The following is a 24,465-nucleotide window of genomic DNA, read 5'->3' on the forward strand; positions in this document are numbered from 1 at the left end:
GTGAGCGTTGCCTGCAGCAATCACGCGCTGCAAACGCAGGCGCTGCCGTCCGTGAAAGACGCAGGTCGGGCGAGCGCCGCCAGGTGCCCCGCCACTTAGCGCGGCGCGTCCTCTGCTTGCTGCGGATCCTGGCCACGCAACACGCCCCGTTGCTGCGCCTGCGCCAGCGCGCCCTCGCGGCTGCGTGCGTCGAGCTTGCGATACAGGTTCTTGAGGTGGAACTTGACGGTGTTTTCCGACAGGTGCAGGTGGCGGGCGATCTGCTTGTTGGAGTGGCCGCGCGCCAGCTGCGCCAGCACTTCCAGTTCGCGCTCGCTGAACATGTCGCTGGCCGGATCTTCGTCGCCGCTGAGCCGTTCGAGCAAGGCCTGGATGGTCAATGCACGCGTGGTGCCGCCAACGGTGTGCGGGTCGTGCTGACGTAGCGACCGCAGCATTGCCTTGGCCGGCAGGCCAAGTTCGACGATGGCCTGCCAGCTCTGGGTCAGCGCCACGTGCTCCAGTGCGCTGTACAGTGGCGGCAGCGCCTCGCGCAGTTCGCCGCGCTGCTGCAGCACCAGTGCGATGCGCGCACGGGTGCGCGCGAGATGGCAGGCATTGTCGCTGCCGATGCAGGCCTGTTCGATCTGGCCAAGAATGCTCAGCGCCGCACTGCTGCGCCCGGCCAGCCGATGCCAGCGTGCCAGCGCAAAGCCCATCGCGGCACGGTCGCGCCAGCGGTGCGCGGCGCGCAGTGTGTGGGCCAGGCCGGACTCGCCGCCGGTGCGGGCGATCAGCAGGTCGATGGCCGTGTTGCCCGGGTGCTCCAGCAGCGCCATCAATCGCCACGCGGCGGCCAGTTCGGACAGTCGCGCCAGCTTGCGCCCGTGGGCGATCTGTTCGACGTGTTCGAGCAACGCCAGGGCACTGCGTCCGCTGCGATCGCGCAGGCGTTCCAGCCCCAGCGCGGTGTCGTAGGCGGCTGCCAGCACATCGGCGCTGCCATCGTGTTGTTCGAGCAGCTCCAACGCCGGATGCAGCAGGTCGGCCGCATCGTCGTGGTGGCCGCGCTCGTAGTGCAGCTGCGCGAGCAGGCAATGCGCTGTGGCTTGCAGTACGCGATCCGGCTGCGGTGAGCGCGCGCAGCACTGCAGGGCCTGTTGGTAACAGGCGTCGGCCTCGCCGAGCTGGCCGCGGTAGAACAGGCTTTGTCCCAGCGACAGCAGCGCCTGGCTGGCGCCAAGATCGCTGCCGCCGCGGCGCATCGCATCGCGTGCGGCCAGCGCATGCCGCTCGGCCACTGCAAACGCGCCCTGTGCAAGCGCGGTGTTGGCGCAGATGCACAGCAGCATTCCTCGGCCTAGGTGGTCGTCTTCGTCCAGTGCGCCGGCCTGCGCGGCGATCTGGGTCAGGCCGTGCGGATTGCCGCAGATTTCGTCCAGGCGGTCGCGCAGCAGCGCCACCACCACGGTGTAGTCGCGTTGCTGCGGCTCGCGCAGTGCGGCCGGGAAATCACGGAAGCGCTCCAGCAGCAGGCGCGCGTGGCTGAATTCGCCGAGTTTGAGGTGTAGATGCGCCTGGGTGAGGTTGAGCGCCGGCGTATCGCGGATGGTGCGGTGGTCGAAGTGGCGCAACAACCCACGCACCGCGTGCGTGCCCTGCGTCAGCAGCAATTGCCAGGTGCCGGCACGCGCGATGTAGCTGGCGGCCAGATCACCGCACTCGCCGCGCGCGGCATGCCGTACCGCGTCGGCCAGATGCTGGTGCTCGCCGAACCAGCGCGCCGCACGTTGATGCAGGTGCATGGCGTGGCCGGGATGCTCGCGGTCGAGCAATTGCTGCAGGAAGTCGGCAAACAGCGGGTGATAGCGGAACCATTCGCGTTCGCCATCCAGCGGCACCAGCAGGCCATGGAAATGCTCCAGGCGCGCCAGCAGCCGACCGCTGTCCTCGCGCTGGCGCAGTGCATCGGCGAGTGACGCATTGACCCGTTCCAGGTGGCTGGTGCGCAGCAACAGGTCGCGCGTGTCCGCATCCAGGTCGTTGACGACCTGTTCGGCCAGGTAGGCGGCGATCTGCGCGCTGCGGCCGGAGAAACGCGCCGTCACTTCCTGCTGGCGTTGCGCATCGCCTTCCAGCCAGAGGCGGGCCAGATGCAAGGCCACCGGCCAGCCCTCGGTGTAGCGCAGCAAGGCGTCCAGTACCGGCGCAGGGATCTGCGGCCCCAACAACGCGCGCGCCTCGTCGGCGTCCAGTGCCAGTTGCGCGCTGCCAAGGCGGCTGAGTTGCGCCTGCAGGTCCAGCCGCGCCAGCGGTAGTGCGGGAATGCGGCGGGTGGCCAGCAACAGATGCAGGCGCCCACCGCCGTGTTCGATCAATCGCAGTACCAGTTCATCGACCGCTGCGCTGCCGATGCGGTCGTAGTCGTCGAGAATCACGCTGATCGGGCGCGGTGCCTTGCGCAGTGCGCGGATCAACAGGCTGACGGCGGTGCGTGGCTCCTGGTCGCGGCTCTGCAGCACGCTGGCGCACAGTGCGGCATCCGCGCCCGCGTGCTGCAGGGCCAGGGCAAGATGGCCGAGGAAGCGCGCGGCATCGGCGTCCTCCTCATCCAGCGACAGCCACGCCACGGCCATGTGCTGGCTTGCCTGCAGCCGGGCATGCCATTGCGCCAGCACGGTGGTCTTGCCAAAGCCGGGCGGCGCCAGCAGCAGGGTGAGCGGGCGTGCCTGCGCCTGCTCCAGTGCGGTGAGCAGTGCCTCGCGCAGCACCGCACCCGGGCGCGGCAATGGCGGCTCCAGCTTGCCGGCAAGCAGCCAGTCGGGAAGGGAATGGTCGCGCGACGGTGACGGGCGCGGAGCGAGCAACGCAACAGGCTTGAGCATGAGGCGAGGGCGGCCGTGGCAGGCGTCGGCAGCGCGCCGGCTCGATGCGCTGCATGACAGGATGAAACAGCGGCGACGGCAGGCCTGTCGCTGCGAAGGCGACAACCGCGGATCGGCTGCTTCGAGGGTCCCCACCCATGCCCGTCCGTGGACACCTTTCAGAAATGTATGACAGCCACAAGACAAAAGCAAAGGCGCCAGGCCGCATAACGCCGCTATCGCCGTAAGCGATGAGGCCGGTTGTGCGCTGGGTCCAGCGATGCAGGTGCGCGCGGCCAAGGATCGGCAGCGATGGGAAGATCGGCAAGGGCGTTTATCGGTGCCGATGCACGCGCGCGGCGGCGATCCGCGCGCCTGCCTGGCGAACTGTCACACTTGCTCGTCGAGCCAGGGCGGATGGCTGCCTGATCGCTCGCTACGTCGTGCTGGCCATCACCAACGCGCGCGGCTCAGCGCGCCACCTCGGCAAAGGCCTCGCGTGCGGCCGCCAGCGTGGCGTCGATCACCGCCGCATCGTGCGCGCTGGACATGAAGCCGGCCTCGTACGCAGACGGCGCCAGGTAGACCCCACGCTGCAGCATTGCGTGGAAGAAGCGGTTGAACGTCGTGATATCGCAGGCAGTGGCCTGGGCGTAGCTCTCCACGATTTCGTCGGTGAAGAACAATCCGAACATGCCGCCCACCTGGTTGGTGGTGACCGCAATGTCGGCCGCGCGCGCGGCATCTTCCAGCCCTTCGCACAGCATGCCTGTGGCCTCGCTCAGGCGGGCGTGGAAGCCCGGTGCCTGCACCAGCTCCAGCATCGCCAGGCCCGCGGCCATGGCCACCGGGTTGCCCGACAAGGTGCCCGCCTGGTAGATCGGCCCGGCCGGGGCGATCTGCTCCATCAGCTCGCGCCGGCCACCGTAGGCGCCCACCGGCATGCCGCCGCCGATGATCTTGCCGAAGGTGGTCAGGTCCGGCGTCACCCCGTACAGCGCCTGCGCGCCACCCAGGGCCACGCGGAAACCGGTCATCACCTCGTCGAAGATCAGCAGCGCGCCATGCCGCGTGCACAGCGTGCGCAGGTGCTGCAGGTAGCCGGCCAGCGGCGGAATGCAGTTGGCGTTGCCCACCACCGGTTCGATGATCACCGCCGCCACGTCGGCGCCGATCTCGTCGAACAGGGCGGTGGCGCCTTCGAAATCGTTGAAGCTGAGCGTGGCGGTCAGCTCGCTCAGGCCCGCCGGCACGCCCGGCGAGGTGGGTACGCCCAGGGTCAGCATGCCGCTGCCGGCCTTGACCAGGAACGAGTCGCCGTGGCCGTGATAGCAGCCTTCGAACTTGATGATGCGGTTACGCCCGGTCGCGCCGCGTGCCAGGCGTACCGCCGACAGCGTGGCCTCGGTGCCGGAATTGACCATGCGCACCATCTCGCAGGAGGGCACCAGCCGGGTGATGGTGTCGGCCATGGTGACCTCGGCTTCGCACGGCGCACCGAACGACAGCCCGTCACGGATGGCGCGTTCCACCGCCTCGCGTACCGCCGGGTGGTTGTGGCCGGCGATCATCGGGCCCCACGAACCCACGTAGTCGATGTAGCGGTTGTCGTCCACGTCGTACAGATACGGGCCGTCGGCGCGCGCCACGAAGAACGGCTGGCCTCCCACCGACTTGAACGCCCGGACCGGTGAATTGACACCGCCGGGCAGCAGGGTCTGCGCCTGGGCGAACAGGGCGTGGGAGCGGGTGTGGTTCATGCGCGCAGATCCTTGAGGAATACCGATGGGGGCACCGATGCCCGGTCGTGGGCATCGCGTGCGCCATTGTCAGGCCTGCAGCCTCGCGCGCCTACCCGGCAGAGGCCTGCCTACCCGTCGGAGCCGGCGGGTAGGGCAACCCGGCTGCCTATGATCGAACGCGACGGTCTCGACGCGACGGTTGGGCATGAGCTGATGGCATGCGGTCATTGGCGCCCTGCTGCGGATGTTCAGAAAGTGTGATTCCGGTGGCCCTTGGCCCCGTTCATCGGTCGCCTTGCGACAGTTCCAGACTTGGGGAGAAAGCATGAACCGTAGTATCCAGAAGCGTGCGCTGGCGTTGGCCCTGGTGGTGGCCATCGGCAGTGCACACGCGCAGTCGACCACCGGCAGCATCGTCGGCAGCGTGGGCCAGGGCAATGGCACCAGCGTGGTGGTGGAAAACAACAGTGGCCTCAGCCGCGAAGTGCCGGTGGATGCGCGCGGCCGCTACACCGCCGGCAACCTGCCGCTGGGCACCTACAAGGTGACCGTCAAGCGCGACGGCGCGGTGGTGGACACCCGCGAGAACGTCGCCATTACCGTCGGCGCCAACACCGACGTCTCGTTCGCCGCCAGCGCCGCGGGGAGCGGCGTGCAGACCCTGGACAGCGTCACCGTCAATGCCGCCAGCCTGGCCACCATCGACGTCAGCAGCGTCGATACCCGCACCGTGGTCACCGCCGAACAGCTGGCGCAGCTGCCGTTGGGCCGCACCGCCGAGGCGATCGCGCTGCTGGCTCCGGGCGTGGTGGTCAACAGCGGCGGCTTCGACAACGGCCCGCTCGGCGGCTCGCTGCCCAGCTTCGGCGGCTCGGCCGCCAGCGAAAACGCGTACTACCTCAACGGTTTCAACACCACCACCATCAGCAACAACCTGGGTGGCCTGACCCTGCCCTACGGCGCCATCGACCAGCAGGAAATCTTCACCGGCGGCTATGGCGCGCAGTTCGGCCGCTCCAATGGCGGTGTGATCAACCAGATCGGCAAGCGCGGCACCAACGAATGGAAGTTCGGCGCCGCCGTCATCTGGGAACCCAACGGCCTGCGAGCCAACCAGCGCGACATCTACTGGCGTCCGGACAGCCAGGCCAGCACCGTCAACAACGCCGCCTACCGCTACGCGCGCGCGGCCAATGGCCTGTACCAGCCGGCCAGCGAAGCCGAAGCCAACCAGACCACCTACAGCGCCTATGTCGGCGGGCCGATCATCCAGGACAAGCTGTTCTTCTTCCTGGCCGCCGAGCAGGTGGATTCGGACGGCGTGCGCGTGGGCACCAATCGCGACACCGACAACGGCCGCACCGGCGGCCTCACCGATTACGACTACAAGCAGAAGCGCTGGTACGCCAAGGTGGATTGGAACATCACCGACAACCATCTGATCGAGGTGACCGGTGCCAGCGACGAGGCCGAGACCAACGGGTCGATCTATCGCTACAACTACGTCGACCGCCAGCGCGGCAGCTATCTCACCGACGAATCCACCTGGAAAACCGGCCCGACCCTGTTCACCGGCAAGTACACCGGCTACATCGGCGACAACCTCACCGTGACTGCGTTGTACGGCAAGATGACCACGCCCGACGAGTTGACCCCGTTCAACTACGACGCCGCCAATGGTCCGGTGATCAACAGCGCCGCGCTGCAGAATCCGGCCTACACCGGTGGCACCCCACGCATCGGCAATCAACTGGTCACCTCGGTCAGTTCGCCCGACCGCGAATACAAGAAAGACAATCAGCGTCTGAATCTGGAATGGCGCATCGGCCACCACACGCTCAACTTCGGTATCGACAACCAGAAGTCCGAAGGCATCGACGTAGGGTCGGTGCTGTCCGGCCCCGGCTTTGCGTGGACCTATGGCCAGACCAACGATCCCAACGGCCTGGCCACCGGCGGGCTGGTCAGCCAGTCGGCCAACGAGGCTGGTGGCATCGGCGCCCCCAGCCCGGGGTTGGTGGATCCGGTCAACGGATCCAGCGGCTATTACGTGGTACGCAACATCAACACCAGCCTGTACTCGTACGAGGCAAAACAACGCGCCTACTACATCGAGGACAAATGGCAGGTCACCGACACCCTGCTGCTCAGCCTGGGCCTGCGCAAGGACGAATTCACCAACTACACCCCGTTCGGCGACCCCTACATCGAAGTGGACAATGCCTGGGCGCCGCGCCTGGGCTTCAGCTGGGACGTCAATGGCGATTCCAGCCTGAAGGTCTTCGGCAACCTCGGCCGTTACTACCTCGGCCTGCCGCTGTCGGCGGTGAGCCTGTTCACCCCGGCCACCACCACCGACACCTACTTCACCTACAGCGGCATCAATCCCGATGGCACGCCGGTCCTTGCGCAGCAACTGGGCTCGGCGGTCTCGGCCAACTCGCGATTCGGCCGCATTGCCGATGTACGCACCGCGGTGGCCAAGGACATCGAAGGCGAGAATCAGGACGAACTCATCCTCGGCGTTACCAAGCAACTCGACAGCGGCTGGGTGCTGGGCGTGCGCGGCACCCACCGTCGCCTCAATGCCGGTATCGACGACCAGAACTACGACGTCTCCAATACCGCCTTGATCGACGCGGCGGCCGCGCAAGGCGTGACCATCGATTTCTCCAAGGTGGCTGGCGCTTCGCTGATCAATCCGGGTCAGACCAATACCTGGGGCGTGATCGGCACCGATGGCCAGTTCCACGAAGTGTCGGTGAGCCGCGAGGCGGCGGGGTTCCCGAAGTTCAAACGCAACTACTCGGCCGTGGAATTCAACCTGGAACGGCCGTTCGACGGCCAGTGGTACGCCAAGGTCAACTACGTGTGGTCGCACAGCTACGGCACCACCGAAGGGCAGGTGCGCTCGGACCTGTGGCGCACCGGCGGCGCGCTGGGCAGCTACCAGGGCCAGGCCTCGGTATCGACCACGCAGAGCTGGGACCACCCGGCGTTGATGGAACATTTCAACGGCGATCAATCCAACGACCACCGTCACCAGCTCAAGTTGTTCGGCTTCTACCAATTCACTCCGCAATGGGGCGCCTCGGCCAACTTCAGCCTGATCTCCGGCGCGCCGCATAACTGCTTGGGCAATTACTACGGCACCGAGTACAGCGGCCGCGATCCGGCCGGTTATGGCGGCAGTGCGATCACCGGTGGTCCGTACCACTACTGCTACAACCCGGAAACCGGCACCGGCGTGGCATCTCCTCCGGGCTCGCAGGGCCGGCTGGGCTGGATCGCCCAGCTCGACATGGGCGTGACCTACAAGCCGTCCTTCGCCGACGGCAAGCTGGCGCTGCGTTTCGACGTGTTCAACATCACCAACGAGCAGACCGCGACCAACATCTATCCGTTCTCGCAACTACCCGACAACACCACCAATCCGCTGTGGAACCAGGTCGTGGCCTATCAGGCACCGCGCTCTGGCCGGGTGACGTTGAGCTACGACTTCTAATCGGATCAAGCAACAAAGGCAGTCCCAGCAGCGACGCGTGAAAGCACGCGTCGCTGTTTTTGTTTTGGGAGATGGCTTGGCTGACGACGCGGTGTCTTCGCTCTTCAGTAAAACCGCCAGCCAACCGTCTAGCGTGGTGTCCTCACCGATTGCGGGACCGTGTGGCGGCATGGATGCCGCCACCGAGCCTACNAGTTGTCGCTACCTGATTGCTCGCTACGGACAGATCAGGCGAACAGCGGATCATCTGCGCCTTTGCTGCAGGGCCCTTGCCCACCCACCATCGCAGGACACGCTGCAAGTACGTCCATGTAAGCTCCGTGGCGGCATCCATGCCGCCAAGGGTCCCGCGACGGTGGGCGGGCAAGGACCAGTCGAGATGGTCGGTGGACACCTTTGCAAAAAAGCAACCAGCGACGCGGTGTCTTTAATGCTCTTCAACAAAACCACCAGCCAACTGTCTGGCGTGGTGTCCTCGCCGATTGCGGGACCGTGTGGCGGCACGGATGCCGCCACCGAGCCTACATGGACGTACTTGCGGCGTGCCCCGCGAGCGGTGAGGGCACCGCGCCCTCGACGCTGCGACCTTGCTGCACGGCCCTTGCCCGCCCGCGACGGTGAGCTGGCAAGAACCCGTCACGATGGTCGGTACACGTGGTGCAAGCAATCCATTCAATCCTGCGCGAGCGGCGTACGACGCAGCTAGCATCAATCGTCTTCAACGCTTGCAGCACTACGACCCAAACCCGGCGCGATATGCCTGCACCGCGGCGACCGGATCCTGGGCCGCATAGACACCGCTGACCACGGCAATCAGATCGGCGCCGGCGGCGACGAGTTCGGGCACCTGTGCGGGCGCGATCCCGCCGATCGCCACCCGCGGCAGGCCCAGCTCGGCAGCCTGCTGCAATAGCGCAGGCGTGGCGCGCCGGGTGGTCTGCTTGGTGGTGGTGTGAAAGAACGCGCCGAACGCCACGTAGCTGGCGCCGGCAGCCGCTGCGGCGCGCGCGCGCGTGATCTCGTCGTAGCACGACACCCCGATGATGGCCCGCTCCCCCAACAGCGCGCGTGCGGCTCCCACTTCGCCATCGTCTTCGCCCAGGTGCACGCCTTGCGCACCGACCTGCGCGGCCAGCTGCGTATCGTCGTTGATGATCAAGGGCACGCCGTGCGCCGCGCAGGCCTCGCGCAGGGCGCTGGCCTGGCGCAGCCGTAGCGCCGCATCGGCCTGCTTGTTGCGGTACTGCAGCCAGGTGATCGACGCCAACAACGGCGCGGTGCGCAACAGCAGGCGCTGGGTGTTGGGCTCGTCGGGGGTGATCAGGTACACGCCGCGGGCGTCGAGACGGTTGGGCATGGCAGCGCTTCCGAAAGCGGAGGGTGGAGTGGGACAATGCAGTCCCACCGTTACGTGACCGCGATTATCCGATGAGCGACACATCCACGACCACCTACCGCACCTGGATGTGCGTCGTCTGCGGGTTTCTCTACAACGAGGCCGACGGCATTCCCGAAGAAGGCATCGCCCCCGGCACCGCCTGGCAGGACGTGCCCGACACCTGGACCTGCCCGGACTGCGGCGTCACCAAAGACGACTTCGAGATGGTGGAGATCGACTGAGCGCCTGCCCGCCTGGATCGGATATCGATCACGGGCAGCAGAGCCACGCTGCGGCGGCCAAGCGGATCGCGATGCGGGCAGGCTCAGTGCGCGCGAGCGCGCTGACTGTTCAACTCGACCAGGTGCTCGTGCAGATTGCCTGCGTCCTGCGCGCCTGGATTGAGCAGCAGGTAACGCGACAGATCGTGGCGTGCACCGGAACGGTGGCCCAGGTGCAGGTAGGCCATGCCGCGGTCGCGCAACGCCTCGGGTTGGTCCGGCACCAGCTTCAGGATGCGGTCGGCGCTGCGCGCGGCGCGGTCCCAGTGCTCGGCATCGGCGTAGACGCCATGCAGGTTGCGCAGGATGCGGATCAGGATCGCGCGGTGCGGGGCCGGGTCGAGGATCTGCGCCAGCGCGCGGTCGTCGGGAATCTCACCGCCCAGGTGCGGGCGGGCGCGCTCGCGCAACTCGTCCACGCCCAGCGGGCGACCGCCGTTGAACGGGTCCATCACCAGCACGCCGTCGTCCACCGGCAGGCGCACCAGGAAATGCCCGGGAAAGGAGACCCCCGCCAGCGGGATGCCCAGGCGCCGGGCCACTTCGATCTGCACCATCGCCAGCGAGATCGGGTTGCCCAGCCGGCGCTCGAACACCTGATTGAGATAGCTGTTGCGCGGGTCGTAGTACTCGTCGTGATTGCCGCAATATCCCAGCTCATCGAACAGGTAGCGGTTGACCGCGGCCATCTTCAGCGGCCACAGGTCGATCGCATCCACCTCGCGGCGCAGGTGTTCGACGTGGCTCTGCACCAGGGTGTCATACAACTCGGCATCCAGTTGCGGATACTCGTCGCGCGCAATCAGCAGCGCGGTGGACATCAACGGCACCGCATCGTCGTCCAGGCTGGCGAGCGCGGTCCAATGGGGAAGTGGGAGCATGTCGACCATGCTGCCAAGAGTGTCGGCAAGCGGCGCGGGGTTCAAGTCCGGTACTTCCTGACAGGAGACACCGCATCGCTGTGAATCACTTCAGCTTGGGAATATCCGGACTGAAAACAAGTTCGGTGCCATCCTGGAGGTCGAGCCTGGCGGCCTGGCCGGCATTGAGCTCCAGCACGTAACGGGCCGGCGCCTTGCTGGGATAGGACGGGCAGGCATCGCCGGCCGAACACGGCGGCACATCGCGCTGCTGCGAGACCAGCCGGCGCTGGTCGTCGAAATACAGGATGTCCAGCGCGATCTTGGTGTTCTTCATCCAGTACGCCAGCGGTTCCTGGCGGTCGTGGATGAACAGCATGCCGCGGTCTTCGTCCATGGCGTCGCGGAACATCAGCCCCCGGATGCGATCGGCATCGTTCTGCGCCAGTTCCACCTGGTAGCGCGTGCCGGCCAGTTCCACCCACGCGCCGCCGCTGGCGCAGCCGGCGAGCAGGATCAGGCAGGCAAGGGCGAGGAAGCGGACAGGGCGCATGCGGCAGACCGACGAGGCGAGGGATGGCGCACCATCTGTCATGCGCCGGCGTGCGTCAAGCCGCCGGCATGCCAGGCCACCAGAGTCATGCGGGGCCGGCATCGCCGGGTGCAGGCTGCCTGGTGTCCGCGCCCGGCATGGGCGCGCGAATGGGGCCGCGCGTGGTGCGTCAGAGCACGCGCGGCGGTTCGCCGCCGACGATCACCACATCGGCCGGGCGGCGTGCGAACAAACCCACGCAGACCACGCCGGGGATCTGGTTCACGCTGCGCTCCAGCGCCACCGGGTCGGTGATCTGCAGGTTGTGCACGTCCAGCAGCACGTTGCCGTTGTCGGTGACCACGCCGTCGCGCCACACCGGCTGGCCGCCAGTGAGCGCCAGGATCTGGCGCGCCACCAGGCTGCGCGCCATCGGAATCACTTCCACCGGCAATGGGAACTTACCCAGCACCGGCACCTGCTTGCTCGGGTCGACGATGCAGATGAAGCGCTCGCTGGCCTCGGCAATGATCTTCTCGCGCGTCAGCGCCGCGCCGCCGCCCTTGATCAGGCAACGGTTCGGGTCGCACTCGTCGGCGCCATCCACGTACAGCGACAGATTGCCGGTGTGGTTCAGATCCAGCACTTCGATGCCATGCTGGCGCAGCCGTGCGGTGCTCTGTTCGGAACTGGACACCGCACCCTTGATGCGATGGCCGATACGGCCCAGTGCATCGATGAAATAGGCCACCGTCGAGCCGGTGCCCACACCGACGATCATGCCGTCTTCCACGTAATCGATGGCTTTCTCGGCGGCCAGGCGTTTTGCTTCGGACATGTTTGGGCTCGGGATTGGGGATTGGGGAGTCGGGATTCGTCAGAGCGGTGCACGTCGGGCTGCGGGCATTGAGCGAATCCCCAATCCCGAATCCCGAATCACGGCGATTCCATCGCCAACAGCAGCTTCCACTGCGCGGCAGTCACCGGCAGGATCGACAGGCGGTTGCCGCGTGCAATCAGCGGGAAGCCTTCGCCCAGCGCATCGGCGTGCTGCTTGATCTCGTCCAGCGAAATCGTACGTTTGAGTTTGCGCTCGAACGCCACATCCACCAGCATCCAGCGCGGGTCTTCGCGGCTGGACTTGGGGTCGTGGTAGTCGGATTTCGGGTCGAACTGGGTATCGTCCGGGTACGCGGCGCTGGCCACCCTGGCGATGCCGACGATGCCGGGCACCTTGCAGTTGGAGTGATAGAAAAACACGCCATCGCCCACGTGCATGCCATCGCGCATGAAGTTGCGCGCCTGGTAATTGCGCACGCCATTCCACGGCTCGGTGCCGACCCGTTGCAGATCGTCGATGGAAAAGGTGTCCGGTTCGGACTTCATCAACCAGTAGCGCTTGCGGGCAGTCATACGGAAACGGCGTCGTCTTTCAGGAGAGTGGCGTGTTCGGTGCAGATGGCATCTACCGCCACGTCCCAGGGTTCGGTCGGCAGGGCAGGCACCTGTTGCGCGGCGAAGCCGACGCCGACCAGCCAGGGCGGCGGCGCCTGGCGATGCCGGAACGCGAAGCTGCGATCATACCAGCCGCCTCCCATGCCCAGCCGCCGGCAACCCGCGTCGAAGCCGGTAAGCGGAGCGATCACTAAGGCCATGTCTTCCGGTGCCAGGGTTTCGGCAAGCGCCACCTCCGGCTCCGGGATTCCATAGCGATTGCTGACCAGCCCCTGGCCCGGCTGCCACGGCGCAAAGCGCAGCACGCGTCCGTCCAGCACCGGCAGGCAGTAGCGCACGCCCGCCGGCAGGCTCAGTTGCCAGCGATGCAGGGCGATCTCGCCATCCATCGCCCAATACCCCGCCACCGCGCCGGTCTGCGGCGCAAACGGCAGCGCCAGCAAGCGCGACGCCAAGGCATCGGCGGCGGCCAGGCGCTGCGCAGCCGGCACGCTACGGCGCTGCGCGCGCAATTGCTGGCGTAACGCCTCTCGATCCTGGGTCATCGCTTTCTCGCCGCAGAAGGGTGGTGCATTGTCGTTGCCGCGCGCACGCCTGCCTAGCAGCGCCAGCGCTGCGTTCGCCTGTTGCGCAGCGACCCGGTAAGCGGCGGTTCGATGGAACTGGGTCACGGCGTGGGCGTGTAGCAGGGCCTGCATCACGGATGGGGGCCGCAGACATGTTCAATCGCACAAAAAGAAACGACGCCCGAAGGCGCCGTTTCAGATTTGCATTCTCCGCCGTGACGATGCGGGCGAAACGACCTTGAACCCGGGGTTCAAGTGGGGACGTTGTGAGGCCATCGGGCTTCCCGCTACAAGGCGGACTTGCACACCCGGCTTCGTCGCGCCCCCGTGGTCGTAATTAAGGGACAAGGCGAATGTTTTGCACGCTGTCGTTTACAGCAGAGAACGCAGGCGAATTATAGACCTCTGCCGCGCGATGGCTAGCCCATTCGTCGGTACGCGCGTTCGAAAGTTCATCTTTGCGACGGCACTGCGACGTGCGCCTCAACGTGGCGTATCGGCCACGCTGTCCAGACGGCGATTCAAGCTGTCCAGCGTGGTCGCCAATTCACGGTCGTACAGCGCTTGCTGGTCGCGCAGTTGCTGCAATTCATGCGCCAGGTTGAGCGCGGCCAGCACCGCGACGCGGTCCACTGCGGCCATGCGGTTGCTACCGCGGATCTCGCGCATGCGCAGATCCAGCAGACGCGCGGCGGCCGTCAGGCTCTCGCGTTCCTCGGCGGTGACGCCCACCGTGTATTCACGATCCAGAATACGCACGCTGACCGGTTCGTTGCTGCTCACGTGTGCTGCTCCAGTGACTTCAACCGCGTGATCATCGCTTCCACGCGCGAGCGCGCCTGTTCGTTCTTGGTCAGCAACTGCGAACGCTCGCCGATCAACTGCTCCTGCTGATGGCGCAGGCTGCGGTTCTCGTCGCTCAATCGTTGAGTACGCTCGACCAACGCCTCCACGCGGGCGGCAAGTGCGCGGATCTGGGCGAGGGCGGCGGCGTTGTCCATGCACTCACGATAGGTGGGCGTGCGCGCGGCGGTCAAGCGCTCTATTGACGGACGGCGGTACCCCGCAAGCGCAAGCCTGCCAAGGCCCGGCGCCGCGTGGTCCCGGCCTGGCGCGACAGGCGTGGAACGCTGCATGGAACCATGTGATGGCGGCGGAGGGGGAGGGCACCTTGGTACACTGGCAAGTCACATCGCCCGGCATGCGCGGGTACCTTACTGCTCTTAACTGGATGACTCGATGGATCTGCCTGACGTGACCGCTGTGCAAACCGAAAGCCGCCAGCTCGCGCTGGCGTCCTCTGCGGCGGAACTGCATGGCGGGCTGTGCGGGTGGCTGTCTGGCGGCGGCGCGGACAGCGCCGACTGGCTGGCGCGCATCCTTGCCGAACCCTCCCAGGTGGCGCCAACGCAGGGCGGCGCGCTGGATCAGCTGCGCCAGGCCACCGTGGCGCAGCTGGAAGACCGCGACTTCGCCTTCGAACTGCTGCTGGTCGAAGACGGTGCCCCGCTGCCGGCACGTACCGACGCCTTGTTCGATTGGTGCCGTGCGTTCCTGGGCGGCTTCGGGCTGGCCGCGCAACAGCGCCCGGCGCTGACCGAGGAGGGCGAGGAGGCCTTGCAGGACCTGGCGCGTCTGGCGCAGGCCTCCAGCGAGGATTTCGATGCCGGCGAGGAAGACGATACGGCGCTGGCCGAGATCGAAGAATTCGTGCGCGTGGCGGTGCTGTTGCTGCATGGCGACTGCGTGATGGGGCCGCGTTTCCGCCAACGTCTGAACTGATCGTCGCCCTATGAAAAAGCTCACCGGGATCGGCGCTGCCGAATACGCGCGCCGGCGCAGGCAGCTGATGCAGATGGCCGGCGAGCACGCCATCCTCATCCTGCCGGCCGCGCCCGAGCGCGTGCGCAGCCACGACACCCATTATCCGTATCGACAGGATTCGGACTTCTGGTACCTGAGCGGGTTTCCCGAACCCGAAGCGGTGCTGGTGCTGGTGCCCGGCCGCAGACACGGCGAGGCGATCCTGTTCTGCCGCGAGCGCGATGCCGAGCGCGAAGCCTGGGACGGCCCGCGCGAAGGACAGGAAGGCGCGGTGGAGCGCTATGGCATGGACGATGCCTATCCCATCGACGATGTGGACGAGATCCTGCCGGGTCTGCTCGAAGACCGTAGCCGTGTGTACTACCACTTCGGTCGCGACGTCGATTTCGACCTCAAGCTGATCGGCTGGCTCAAGCGGGTGCGCGAGCAGGTGCGCCACGGCGCGCAGCCGCCGCACGAATTCCTGGAGCTGGGACATCTGTTGCACGAGCAGCGCCTGTTCAAGTCGCGCGACGAGATCGCGCTGATGCAGCAGGCCGCCGACATCAGCGTGCGCGCGCATCGTGCAGCGATGCGGCTGGCGCGCCCGGGCGTGCACGAATACGCGTTGCAGGCCGAGATCGAACGCGAATTCCGCGCCGCCGATGCGTGGCCGGCATACGGCAGCATCGTCGGCACCGGCAGCAATGCCTGCGTGCTGCATTACCGCGCCAATAACGCACGCAGCCGCGATGGCGAGCTGGTGCTGATCGATGCCGGCGCCGAGTACCGCGGCTACGCGGCCGACATCACCCGCACCTTTCCGGTCAACGGCCGCTTCACCCCGGCCCAGCGCGCGCTGCACGACCTGGTCGGCGCCGCGCAGGCGGCTGCGCTGGCGCAGGCGCGCCCGGGCGTGGCCTACGAGGCGGGGCATCTGGCCGCCGTGGAAACCCTCACCGAAGGCCTGCTGCGGCTGGGCCTGCTCAAGGGCAAGCTGGAGCGCAACATCGCCGAAGGTCATTACAAGCGGTTCTACCGGCATAAGACCGGTCACTGGCTGGGCCTGGACGTGCACGATGTCGGCGACTACAAGCTGGCCGGCGAGTCGCGGCTGCTCGAACCGGGCATGGTGTTCACCATCGAGCCGGGGCTGTATGTCTCCGCCGACGACACCTCGGTGGAGGCCCGGTGGCGCGGCATCGGCATCCGCACCGAAGACAACGTGCTGATCACCGCCGACGGCCACCGCGTGCTGACCGATGCCTTGGCGCGCAGCGCCGATGAGATCGAAGCGGAGATGGCGGGCGTCGTCGCCTGAGGTGGTTTCTCCGATGCGGTCGGCGTGCCTGGGTCGCGGCGATGGCGTGCGCGGCGCGTACCTCCCGGCACCGACGGCGACTGCAGGTGTCCTTCTCGATGAGATCGAGCGGAAATGGCAGGCGCCCAGGCCAGATGCCTTTGCCGCGGTGTCGAGCTGAGGGCGGCTGCAATGGAGGCAATGCGTACGCCCCCCGATGCACGCGCCGTAGCCTGCGCAGGGTCCGGTGCGAACGCGTGGATGCCGCGCCTCTTTCTGTTCGCCGCGATCGCCGCAGTGCCAGCTGTGGTGCCTTGTACGTGCTACTGCCCCAGCTGCGGCGTCTGGCTGCGCTCTGGCTGCTGTTCCTGCTCGCCGGGGCCGGTGAGTTGGCGTGCACGCTCGAACGACTGCGCTTCGGGTGTGCTCAGCGCCTGCTCGGTCTTCATGTGCGCGCGCAGATGCGCCGGGTTGGTCGGCTCGCCCTGCACCACGAACACGTTCTCGCCGCTGTGCACACCGGTGCCGTTCGCCTGGCTCATCAGCACGTGATCCACGCGCGACAGGCCGTTCTCCTTGGCCAGCGGCAACAGCGCGGCGGTGAGCCGCGCGCTGGCCTGGTCGGGCGTGCGCCCGTGCGCGGCGTCGATCGCGTGCACGCCGCGTTCGATCTGCTGATACATCGGATGGTCCGGATGCGAGGCCTGACGTGGGTCGTTCATGGGAATGCTCCGTGCGGCACAGGGCCGGTCATGCGGCGGCAAATACCGGGCGCGTCAGGTTTTCCGGCGCGTCGTCGGTGCACACCACTTCGTCTTCGATGCGGATGCCGCCATAGGGTTTGAAGTATTCCACGCGCTGCCAGTCGATGCTGGCGGCGTGGCCGTTCTTCTTCACTTCCTCCAGCAGCATGTCGATGAAATACACGCCCGGTTCGATGGTCACCACCATGCCCGGCTCAAGCACGCGGGTCAGGCGCAGATACGGATGACCCGCGGGCCGCTCGATGCGCCCGCCCTGGTCGCTGGCGGCAAACCCCGCCACATCATGCACCTGCAGGCCGATCAGGTGGCCCAGGCCGTGCGGGAAGAATGCGGCGCTGACGCCGGTGGCCAGGGCCGCCTCGGGCGAGATGGTGAGGATGCCGAACTCCTTGAGGATGCCCATCAGCGCCAGGTGCGCATCGACGTGCAGCTGCCTGTAGTCCACGCCGGCACGCACGCCCTGGCCCATGCGCAATTGCGCGGCGTCCACCGCATCGATCAACGCCTGGAACTCGCTGCCGGTATCGGCGGCATAGGTGCGGGTGATGTCGCTGGCATAGCCGTGGGCCGAGGCGCCGGCATCGATCAGGAAGCTGCGCAGCGGTTGCGGCGGCTGCTGGCCCAGCTCGGTGTAATGCAGCACCGCGCCATGCTCGTTGAGCGCGATGATGTTGCCATAGGGTAGTTCGTTGGCGTCCTGGCCCACTGCGCCACAGTAGGCCATGTGGATGCCGAATTCGCTCTGGCCGGCGCGAAACGCGGCTTCGGCGGCGCGATGACCGCGCACGGCCAGCTGCTGGGCGATACGCATCAGCGCCAGTTCGTAGGGCGTCTTGAAGGCGCGCCGATACTCCAGATAATCGAGCACCGGCTGCGGGTTGTTCGGTACGTAGGCGCCGAGCGCGCTGTTGGCCTCGCCCAGGATGGCGCAGCGTTCGCTGCGCGCGGGCAGCAGCGCCAGCGCCTCCTCGGGCGTGCGGATGATGTGGATATCGCAGTGTTCCACCCACCAGCCACTCGGTGCATCAGGCACCACGTGCCAGTAGTCGAACGGCTGATGGAAGATCACCGTCGGTCGCTGGCCCGGTGTGTAGACCAGCCAGCTGTTGGGCACCCGGGTCAGCGGTACCCAGGCCTTGAACTGCGGATTGACCGCATACGGGTAATCGCGGTCGTCGAACACCTGGTAATGCAGGTTGCCGCTGGGCACCACCAGATGATCGAAACCACCGCGCTGCAGCGCCTGGTCGGCACGCGCGGTGAGCGTGCGCAGGTGGTCGGAATACAGGCGGCTCAGGGAGGGCTGGGTCATGCAGGACTCGATCGGCGATGCGAAGCAAACATCGATTTTGCCGCAAACCCGGTGACGCGGTCAGCCCACCATGTGTTCTTCGGCGATCCAGGCACGCAGGCGCATGCGATGCGGCTCGGACATGCTCAGGAAGCGGAAGCCGGCCCAGGCCTGGCCCGGTGCGTGTGCCGCGTCCGACCACAGCAGGTGCACACCGACATCGATCTCGGTCGCACGGCCGATGCGCTCGGGCAGGCTGAAGCGCAGCTGGTACAGCGCATCATCGTGCAGCGGAACCGAGGCCAACAGCAACATGCCGGTCTCGGAGACATTGCCGACGCGGCCGATCTGCGCCTCGGTCAGCATGTCGATGACCGGCACCAGGTCGCTGGGCTGGCGGCGGGGCGCGCGGCGGGTGTCCTGGATCATGGCGATGTCTCGGCGGGGGATTGGCCGGCCAGGCTGCGTAGCGTGCGTACGGTGGCATGCCAGGCACGATCGATCAGTCGCGATTTTTCTTCCACCAGCAGCCGCGCCTGGCCACTGGCCATCAGCCGTGCCAGACCGTCGAGCGAGTGGTCGCCAACCTTCTGCCCGCGTTGATTGACGAACAGCGCGTGGTCGGTCATCGGGCTGTACCAGGACAGCCGCTGCCGGCGCAGGTCGCCCTGCTGGTTGATGGTGAATTCGAACCAGGTACCGAAGGGCAGGCTGCGCAACTGCGTGTAGTACTCCTCTTCGGCCGGCGTGCGCGGGGCCGCGGCCGGCTTGCGCGCTGCGCCCTCGCCCTGGTCGCCCAGCCGTGCGCGCGCCTTGAGCTTGGCGGTGAGCTCGGTGCGCGAGGTGAGTGCGTCCTCGCCGCCGGGCGTGGCCAGGCGGCGCGCGATCGCGGCCGCTTCGTCGTGGTGGTAGCCGACCTGCAGCAGCGCGGTTTCCACATCGGTGGCTAGCGCGCTGTCGATGGGCTCGCCCTTGCTGCGGCAGGTGGCCTCGGCGATGCGCGCGGTCAAGGCCTGGCGTTCGTCCCATTCGGGCGATTGTTCGCCCTGGCGCAGCAGGGTGAGGGTGAGCACATCGGACCAGGCCTGGCGCAGCAGCGACTGCACGAAGCGCGGCGGTGCGCTGCGTTCGCACAGGTCTTCGATGCGGGCCTGGGCCTGCTGCTTGGCCGATTCCAGCCGCTCCTTGCCGCGGGCGGCATCCACGTGCCGGCGTTCGGCGACCTCGGCCTTGCGGCCGAGCGCGCGCAGGTGCGCCTGGATGTCGTCGTTGGCGGCGGCGAACACCGCTTCGTCGCCCTGGTAGGTGTCCACAATGCGGTCGACCGCGCTGCCCAGCTTGTGCAGCAGCTGCGGGTCGATGTCGTCTTCGCCCAGCCACACCGCGCCGGACTCGGCCACGGTGTTGAGCAGCTCGCGCACCGGGTGTTGGTCGCGCACGAAGAAATGCGTGTCGGTCAGCGCGGCGCGCACCACCGGAACCTGCAGTCTGGCCAGCAGCGCCTGTGCCGGGGTGTGCTCGCGGACCTCGCGCTGCATCTGCGCATACAGCAGGCCGAGCAGGTCGAAGGTGTCGGTGTCCTGCGGCGACAGCGCCGCGCCAGGGCCATGCTGGGCACGCAGCACCTCCAGCACCTGACGCTGGACCGCATCGATACCGCTGGCCTGCGGCAGCGGGTCGGCCTGCGCGCGCAGGGCGCCTTGCAGGCTGGCCAGGGCCTCGCCGAGCGCGGCCTTGGGTACCGCAACCGAGGCCGCCGCAGCGGATGGTGCGGCAGGCTGTGCCGCGGCGGCCTGCACCAGGCTGCCTGGCGCGGCGCCCTGGTGCGCGTTGCCGGCGATCTGTGCCTGGCGCGCCGAAGACATCAGGCCCCCGAGCGCCTGCGCGGCATCGGCCAGTGCCGGTGAGCCGGCCACTGCGCCCTTGGCGGCGGCAGCCGGCGTTGCAGCGGCGGCGCCCTGCGGATCGAGCAGCGCGCTCTGCCAGGCGGTCGGTGCGGCTGCGCCACTCCAGCCGGTGGCCGGGCGCCCCGTGCGTTGTGCGCTGCCGCGGCTGGTCGCATCCTTGGGCGTGCCCGCGGCGGCCGGTGCCGTGCGCCGGGTCTGGACCTGGGTGGGTTTGATCAGGTACGGGTGATAGATCAGTCCCGGCAGGATGCCCTCGTGTTCCAGGGCGCTATTGGCGCGTTCGAACAGGTCGCCCAGCCGGTCCATCACCTGGCGCTCGAACACCTTGTACAGGGTCAGCTGACCATCCAGGTTGAGCCCGAGCGCGTGGCCGCACTCGCGCAGGATCCGGCACAGCGCGTACGGCCCGAGCGGCAGGGCTTCCAGTTCGAATTCGGGCACCGCGCCGATCACCGCCAGCCGCTGCGCGAGCAATTGCAGTGCATGGGCGCGCCGCGAGGTCTCGCGCCGGGCGATCTCGCTGAGCACGATGTCGCGGTCGATCTCGGTGTCTTCCACCAGCGTGAGCATCTGCGGATGCGCCGTCGCATCCGGTGGCGGCATCAACGCAGGGCGTGCGTGCAGGTTGGCTAGGTCCTGCGCCAGTTCCTGCAGGAAGCGCTGCGGAAAGCGGTCGATGTGATCGCGCAGCCCGCGTGTCTGCGCGTAGGTGTCGGCCTGGATCTGGCTGTTGCGCGCATGTTCGGCCTTGTGCAGCAGCTCGCGCTCCAGCTCGACGATGGTCAGCCGCAGCGGCCCGCCAAGCGCCTGCACGCAGTGCGCATGCAACATGCCCAGCAGGCGCCGGCCGCGCGCGGACACTGGCGCATCGGCGATCGGACCGCTGAGCGTGGGCTGCAGGGAAGAGGCGGGCGTGGACATCCGGGGCAGGCTCGGTTCGAAGCGTGAGCTATGTAGCATGTTTCCGCTACCGAGCGAACCTGCGTGCGGAGGCTGTCCGGCCGTTGCTCTCCACAGGCGCAGGCGATGGCAGACCGTCGTGAGCCCGAGCAGGTTCGCCTCCGGTAGCAAGCTGCAGCCACCGGGCCGGCCGCTGCAGCGGGCAGGCAGCCGCCAGGCAGGCGCGGCCGCTGCCGGTCGGCTGACGCGCAGAGACTGCGTTGTGCCGCCGCAAGCTGCATCTGGCCGATGGTGATCTTGCGGCAGCGCGTTTGCCGTGCCTGCGTGGCGCAGGCCGCTCACCTGTTGCGCGCGGTGGCAGTCAGTCCAGGAACAGCTCGACCACGTCGTTTGTGAAACGGCGGCCCAGTTCGGTGGGCAGCATGCGCCCGTCGTGCTCGACCAGCCAGCCCTGCGCCTGCGCGCGCGCCAGCGGTGCGGCAATCGCCGAGGCCGGCAGCCCGGTGCAGGCTTCGAAGTCGGCCAGCCGGAAGCCTTCGTGCAGCCGCAGCAGGTTGAGCATGTATTCGAACGGCAGCCGTTCGCGCGGCACGGGGTCGTCGCCGCCGATCGACGCCGCCATGCCGGCGCTGGCCAGATAGCTTTGCGGATGCTTGTGCTTCCAGCGGCGCAGCACCTGCTGCTGCGCGCCGGAACTGATCTTGCCGTGCGCGCCGGCGCCGATGCCCAGGTAATCGCCGAAGCGCCAGTAATTGAGGTTGTGCGCGCACTGCCGCCCCGGTTTGGCGTAGGCGCTGACTTCGTACTGCGCGTAGCCGGCCTCTGCCAGCAAGGCTTGGCAATGTTCCTGGATATCCCAGGCCGCATCGTCGTCGGGAATGCCGGTGGGCGGCCGCGCGAAGAACACCGTGTTCGGCTCCAGCGTGAGCTGGTAGTGCGACAGATGGGTGGGCTGCAGCGCGAAGGCGCGTTCCAGGTCGTGCTCGGCCTGGGCCAGCGTCTGCTCGGGCAGGGCGTACATCAAGTCGATGTTGAGATTGTCGTAGCCGGCATCCTGCGCCAGCTTGATCGCACGTTCGGCTTCGCCGCTGTCGTGGATGCGGCCGAGCCGTTGCAGCGCCACATCGTCGAAGCTCTGCACGCCAAAGCTCAGCCGGTTCACGCCGGCGGCGCGGTAATGCTCGAAGCGCCCATGTTCGGCAGTGCCCGGATTGGTTTCCAGGGTGATTTCCAGATTCGGCGCAAACCGCAGCCGCGCCGCGGCCGCCTGCAGGAAGCGGTCGATCGCCGCAGGCGGAAACAGGCTGGGCGTGCCACCGCCGAAGAACACCGAATGCACCACCCGGCCCCAGACCAACGGCAGATCCGCATCCAGATCGCGGATCAGCGCATCCACGTAATCGTCGAACGGCAACGCACCCTTGGCCGCATGCGAATTGAAATCGCAGTACGGGCACTTGCGTACGCACCAGGGCAGGTGCACATAGAGCGACAGCGGCGGCGGAATCAGCTCAGGCATGGCACCACGCGTCGGTCACAGCGCCAGCGCGCGTAGCTTGTGCTGCAGCGTGGCCAACGCCACTGCGCGATGGCTCAGGCGGTTCTTCAGGTCGCTGTCCATTTCTGCGGCAGTCAGGCCATGCACCGGGTCCAGGAACACCGGGTTGTAGCCGAACCCACCGTCGCCGCGCGGCGCAGTGGTGATGACGCCTTCCCAGCTGCCTTCGGCGATCAGCGGCTGCGGATCTTCCGGATGGCGCAGCAGCACGATCACCGCATAGAAACGCGCGCTGCGGCGCTCGGCCGGCACCACGCGCATCGCCTCGAGCAATTTGGCGTTGTTGGCCTGTGCGTTGGTGGGGCTGCCGGCATAGCGCGCGCTGTACAGGCCGGGCGCGCCGCCCAGGGCATCGACGATCAGGCCCGAGTCGTCGGCCAGTGCCGGCAGGCCGGTCACTGCGCTGGCGTGGCGGGCCTTGATCAAGGCATTCTCGACGAAGGTGAGGCCGGTTTCCGGTACATCCTCCACGCCCAGCTCGCCCTGCGCCACGATCTGCAGCGGCAGGCCGGCCAGCATGGCGCGCAGTTCTTCCAGCTTGCCGGCGTTGCCGCTGGCCAATACCAGTTGTTTCATTGCCTGGGCTCCAGCAGATCCCACCGGGTGCCGTACAGGTCGCGGAACACCACGACCGTGCCGTACGGTTCCTCGCGCGGGGTTTCCAGAAATTCCACACCAAATGCCTGCATCGCCGCGTGGTCGCGCCAGAAGTCGTCGGTGTAGAGGAAATGATCCACCCGTCCGCCGGTCTGGTCGCCGATACGTGCCTGTTGTGCGGCATCGCCCGGTTGCGCGAGCAGCAGGGCGGCCTCGTCTGCGCCGCCAGGGCCGATCACCACCCAGCGCTTGCCCTCGCCCAGTGCACGGTCTTGCAGCACCTGGAAGCCCAGCGCGCCGGTGTACCAGGCAATGGCCGCGTCGTAGTCGGCCACCAACAGCGTGGTCAGGGCGATACGCCGCTTCATGCGGCCAGCGCGGCGCGTTGCAGCGCGAACAGTTCGCCCATGCCTTTTTCAGCCAGCGTCAGCAGCGCATCGAGTTCTTCGCGGCGGAAGGCATGGCCTTCTGCCGTGCCCTGCAGCTCGATGAAGCCGCCGCCGTCGTTCATCACCACGTTCATGTCGGTGTCGCAGTCGCTGTCTTCCGGGTAATCCAGGTCCAGCACCGGCTCGCCGCGGTAGATGCCCACCGACACCGCTGCCACCGCGCCGATCAGCGGATGCTTCTTGATGTCGCCACGCTTGAGCAGCAGGTTCACCGCATCGGCCAGCGCCACGTAGGCGCCGGTGATGGCCGCGGTGCGGGTGCCGCCATCGGCCTGCAGCACGTCGCAGTCCAGGGTGATGGTGCGCTCGCCCAGGGCATTGCGATCCACGCAGGCGCGCAGTGCGCGGCCGATCAGACGCTGGATTTCCAGCGTGCGCCCACCCTGCTTGCCGCGTGCGGCTTCGCGGTCGGAGCGGGTGTGGGTGGAGCGCGGCAGCATGCCGTATTCGGCGGTGACCCAGCCTTCGCCCTTGCCGCGCAGGAAGTTCGGCACGCGGTTTTCCACGCTGGCGGTGCACAGCACGCGGGTGTCGCCGAAGCTCACCAGCACCGAGCCTTCGGCATGGCGGGTGAAGGCGCGTTCGATGCGCACCGGGCGCAGCTGATCGGCCATGCGGCCGCTGGGACGGGAAAAGGTCATGCGTGAGTCCGGAAGTCGGGAGGTGGTCGGTCGGCGCGTGGCGGGGCGGTCAGCCAGCGCGGGAGGCTAGGGTACCATTCGCGCTTTGATGGG

22 protein-coding genes and 1 other RNA gene are annotated in these 24,465 nt (G+C 67.4%); 4 read left to right on the forward strand and 19 right to left on the reverse strand.

From position 1 onward, the window contains the following. Positions 1-95: 95 nt before the first annotated feature. Together XcodCFBP4690_RS05240 and hemL are read right to left on the reverse strand one after the other, a co-directional pair. Positions 96-2,864 (reverse strand): winged helix-turn-helix domain-containing protein, encoded by a 2,769-nt coding sequence (locus tag XcodCFBP4690_RS05240; RefSeq protein WP_104539953.1) that lies wholly within the window; start codon positions 2,862-2,864, stop codon positions 96-98. A 449-nt stretch (positions 2,865-3,313) separates the two neighbouring features. After that, a complete protein-coding gene (gene hemL, locus XcodCFBP4690_RS05245; protein WP_104539954.1) occupies positions 3,314-4,603 on the reverse strand; it encodes a glutamate-1-semialdehyde 2,1-aminomutase in 1,290 nt (429 codons plus the stop codon). Positions 4,604-4,910: 307 nt separating this feature from the next. On the opposite strand from hemL, the gene XcodCFBP4690_RS22675 reads away from it, so the two are divergent. Next, entirely contained in the window at positions 4,911-8,090 is a 3,180-nt protein-coding gene (locus XcodCFBP4690_RS22675; RefSeq protein ID WP_167394478.1) for an outer membrane beta-barrel protein, read from the forward strand. Positions 8,091-8,823: 733 nt separating this feature from the next. Here the strand turns inward: XcodCFBP4690_RS22675 and thiE are convergent. Next, on the reverse strand, positions 8,824-9,447 hold the full coding sequence (gene thiE, locus XcodCFBP4690_RS05265; RefSeq protein WP_104539956.1) for a thiamine phosphate synthase: 624 nt from the start codon (positions 9,445-9,447) through the stop codon (positions 8,824-8,826). 23 nt (positions 9,448-9,470) lie between these two features. Between thiE and XcodCFBP4690_RS05270 the strand changes: the two genes are divergently transcribed. Next, positions 9,471-9,710, forward strand: a complete 240-nt coding sequence (locus tag XcodCFBP4690_RS05270; RefSeq protein ID WP_146091842.1) for a rubredoxin — start codon at positions 9,471-9,473, stop codon at positions 9,708-9,710. A gap of 83 nt (positions 9,711-9,793) precedes the next feature. Here XcodCFBP4690_RS05270 and XcodCFBP4690_RS05275 read toward each other — a convergent pair whose 3' ends face one another. The 8 genes from XcodCFBP4690_RS05275 to XcodCFBP4690_RS05310 form a co-directional block, all read right to left on the reverse strand. Next, entirely contained in the window at positions 9,794-10,675 is an 882-nt protein-coding gene (locus XcodCFBP4690_RS05275) for a SirB1 family protein (RefSeq protein ID WP_104539957.1), read from the reverse strand. 40 nt (positions 10,676-10,715) lie between these two features. Further along, positions 10,716-11,162: a DUF192 domain-containing protein gene (locus tag XcodCFBP4690_RS05280; RefSeq protein ID WP_104539958.1), complete on the reverse strand. Its 447-nt coding sequence runs from the start codon at positions 11,160-11,162 to the stop codon at positions 10,716-10,718. A gap of 169 nt (positions 11,163-11,331) precedes the next feature. Further along, positions 11,332-11,979 carry a ribose-5-phosphate isomerase RpiA gene (rpiA, locus tag XcodCFBP4690_RS05285; protein ID WP_104539959.1) on the reverse strand — a complete coding sequence of 216 codons (648 nt, stop codon included), beginning with the start codon at positions 11,977-11,979 and terminating at the stop codon, positions 11,332-11,334. Positions 11,980-12,077: 98 nt separating this feature from the next. Beyond that, positions 12,078-12,554 carry an EVE domain-containing protein gene (locus XcodCFBP4690_RS05290; protein WP_167394479.1) on the reverse strand — a complete coding sequence of 159 codons (477 nt, stop codon included), beginning with the start codon at positions 12,552-12,554 and terminating at the stop codon, positions 12,078-12,080. Further along, complete coding sequence (locus XcodCFBP4690_RS05295) at positions 12,551-13,141, reverse strand: 5-formyltetrahydrofolate cyclo-ligase (protein ID WP_104540054.1); 591 nt, start codon at positions 13,139-13,141, stop codon at positions 12,551-12,553. The genes XcodCFBP4690_RS05290 and XcodCFBP4690_RS05295 overlap by 4 nt, the downstream gene beginning before the upstream one ends. Positions 13,142-13,365: 224 nt before the next feature. Continuing rightward, positions 13,366-13,549: non-coding RNA, 6S RNA (gene ssrS / locus XcodCFBP4690_RS05300), on the reverse strand. 96 nt (positions 13,550-13,645) lie between these two features. Then, positions 13,646-13,945: a cell division protein ZapA gene (locus tag XcodCFBP4690_RS05305; RefSeq protein ID WP_104539960.1), complete on the reverse strand. Its 300-nt coding sequence runs from the start codon at positions 13,943-13,945 to the stop codon at positions 13,646-13,648. Further along, complete coding sequence (locus XcodCFBP4690_RS05310) at positions 13,942-14,163, reverse strand: TIGR02449 family protein (RefSeq protein WP_104539961.1); 222 nt, start codon at positions 14,161-14,163, stop codon at positions 13,942-13,944. Before XcodCFBP4690_RS05310 ends, XcodCFBP4690_RS05305 begins: the two co-directional genes overlap by 4 nt. A gap of 238 nt (positions 14,164-14,401) precedes the next feature. Here XcodCFBP4690_RS05310 and XcodCFBP4690_RS05315 point away from each other — a divergent pair, with 238 nt between their 5' ends. Then, complete coding sequence (locus XcodCFBP4690_RS05315) at positions 14,402-14,944, forward strand: YecA/YgfB family protein (RefSeq protein WP_064510481.1); 543 nt, start codon at positions 14,402-14,404, stop codon at positions 14,942-14,944. A gap of 10 nt (positions 14,945-14,954) precedes the next feature. Then, on the forward strand, positions 14,955-16,286 hold the full coding sequence (locus XcodCFBP4690_RS05320) for an aminopeptidase P N-terminal domain-containing protein (RefSeq protein WP_104539962.1): 1,332 nt from the start codon (positions 14,955-14,957) through the stop codon (positions 16,284-16,286). A 302-nt stretch (positions 16,287-16,588) separates the two neighbouring features. Here XcodCFBP4690_RS05320 and XcodCFBP4690_RS05325 read toward each other — a convergent pair whose 3' ends face one another. The 8 genes from XcodCFBP4690_RS05325 to rph all read right to left on the reverse strand — a co-directional run bounded on the left by XcodCFBP4690_RS05325 (position 16,589) and on the right by rph (position 24,372). After that, entirely contained in the window at positions 16,589-16,987 is a 399-nt protein-coding gene (locus XcodCFBP4690_RS05325; protein ID WP_104539963.1) for an XVIPCD domain-containing protein, read from the reverse strand. A 28-nt stretch (positions 16,988-17,015) separates the two neighbouring features. Next, complete coding sequence (pepQ, locus tag XcodCFBP4690_RS05330; protein WP_104539964.1) at positions 17,016-18,341, reverse strand: Xaa-Pro dipeptidase; 1,326 nt, start codon at positions 18,339-18,341, stop codon at positions 17,016-17,018. A 60-nt stretch (positions 18,342-18,401) separates the two neighbouring features. After that, positions 18,402-18,749, reverse strand: coding sequence for a PilZ domain-containing protein (locus tag XcodCFBP4690_RS05335; RefSeq protein ID WP_104539965.1), 348 nt, complete (start codon positions 18,747-18,749; stop codon positions 18,402-18,404). Next, on the reverse strand, positions 18,746-21,148 hold the full coding sequence (locus XcodCFBP4690_RS05340; RefSeq protein ID WP_104539966.1) for a DUF1631 domain-containing protein: 2,403 nt from the start codon (positions 21,146-21,148) through the stop codon (positions 18,746-18,748). The genes XcodCFBP4690_RS05335 and XcodCFBP4690_RS05340 overlap by 4 nt, the downstream gene beginning before the upstream one ends. Positions 21,149-21,488: 340 nt before the next feature. Beyond that, on the reverse strand, positions 21,489-22,646 hold the full coding sequence (gene hemW / locus XcodCFBP4690_RS05345) for a radical SAM family heme chaperone HemW (RefSeq protein ID WP_104539967.1): 1,158 nt from the start codon (positions 22,644-22,646) through the stop codon (positions 21,489-21,491). A 15-nt stretch (positions 22,647-22,661) separates the two neighbouring features. After that, on the reverse strand, positions 22,662-23,261 hold the full coding sequence (gene rdgB, locus XcodCFBP4690_RS05350) for an RdgB/HAM1 family non-canonical purine NTP pyrophosphatase (protein ID WP_167394480.1): 600 nt from the start codon (positions 23,259-23,261) through the stop codon (positions 22,662-22,664). Beyond that, positions 23,258-23,650, reverse strand: a complete 393-nt coding sequence (locus tag XcodCFBP4690_RS05355) for a VOC family protein (protein WP_104539969.1) — start codon at positions 23,648-23,650, stop codon at positions 23,258-23,260. Before XcodCFBP4690_RS05355 ends, rdgB begins: the two co-directional genes overlap by 4 nt. After that, a complete protein-coding gene (rph, locus tag XcodCFBP4690_RS05360) occupies positions 23,647-24,372 on the reverse strand; it encodes a ribonuclease PH (protein ID WP_104539970.1) in 726 nt (241 codons plus the stop codon). The genes XcodCFBP4690_RS05355 and rph overlap by 4 nt, the downstream gene beginning before the upstream one ends. Positions 24,373-24,465 lie beyond the last annotated feature (93 nt).

The organism is Xanthomonas codiaei (assembly GCF_002939785.1).
Taxonomy (GTDB): Bacteria; Pseudomonadota; Gammaproteobacteria; order Xanthomonadales; family Xanthomonadaceae; genus Xanthomonas; species Xanthomonas codiaei.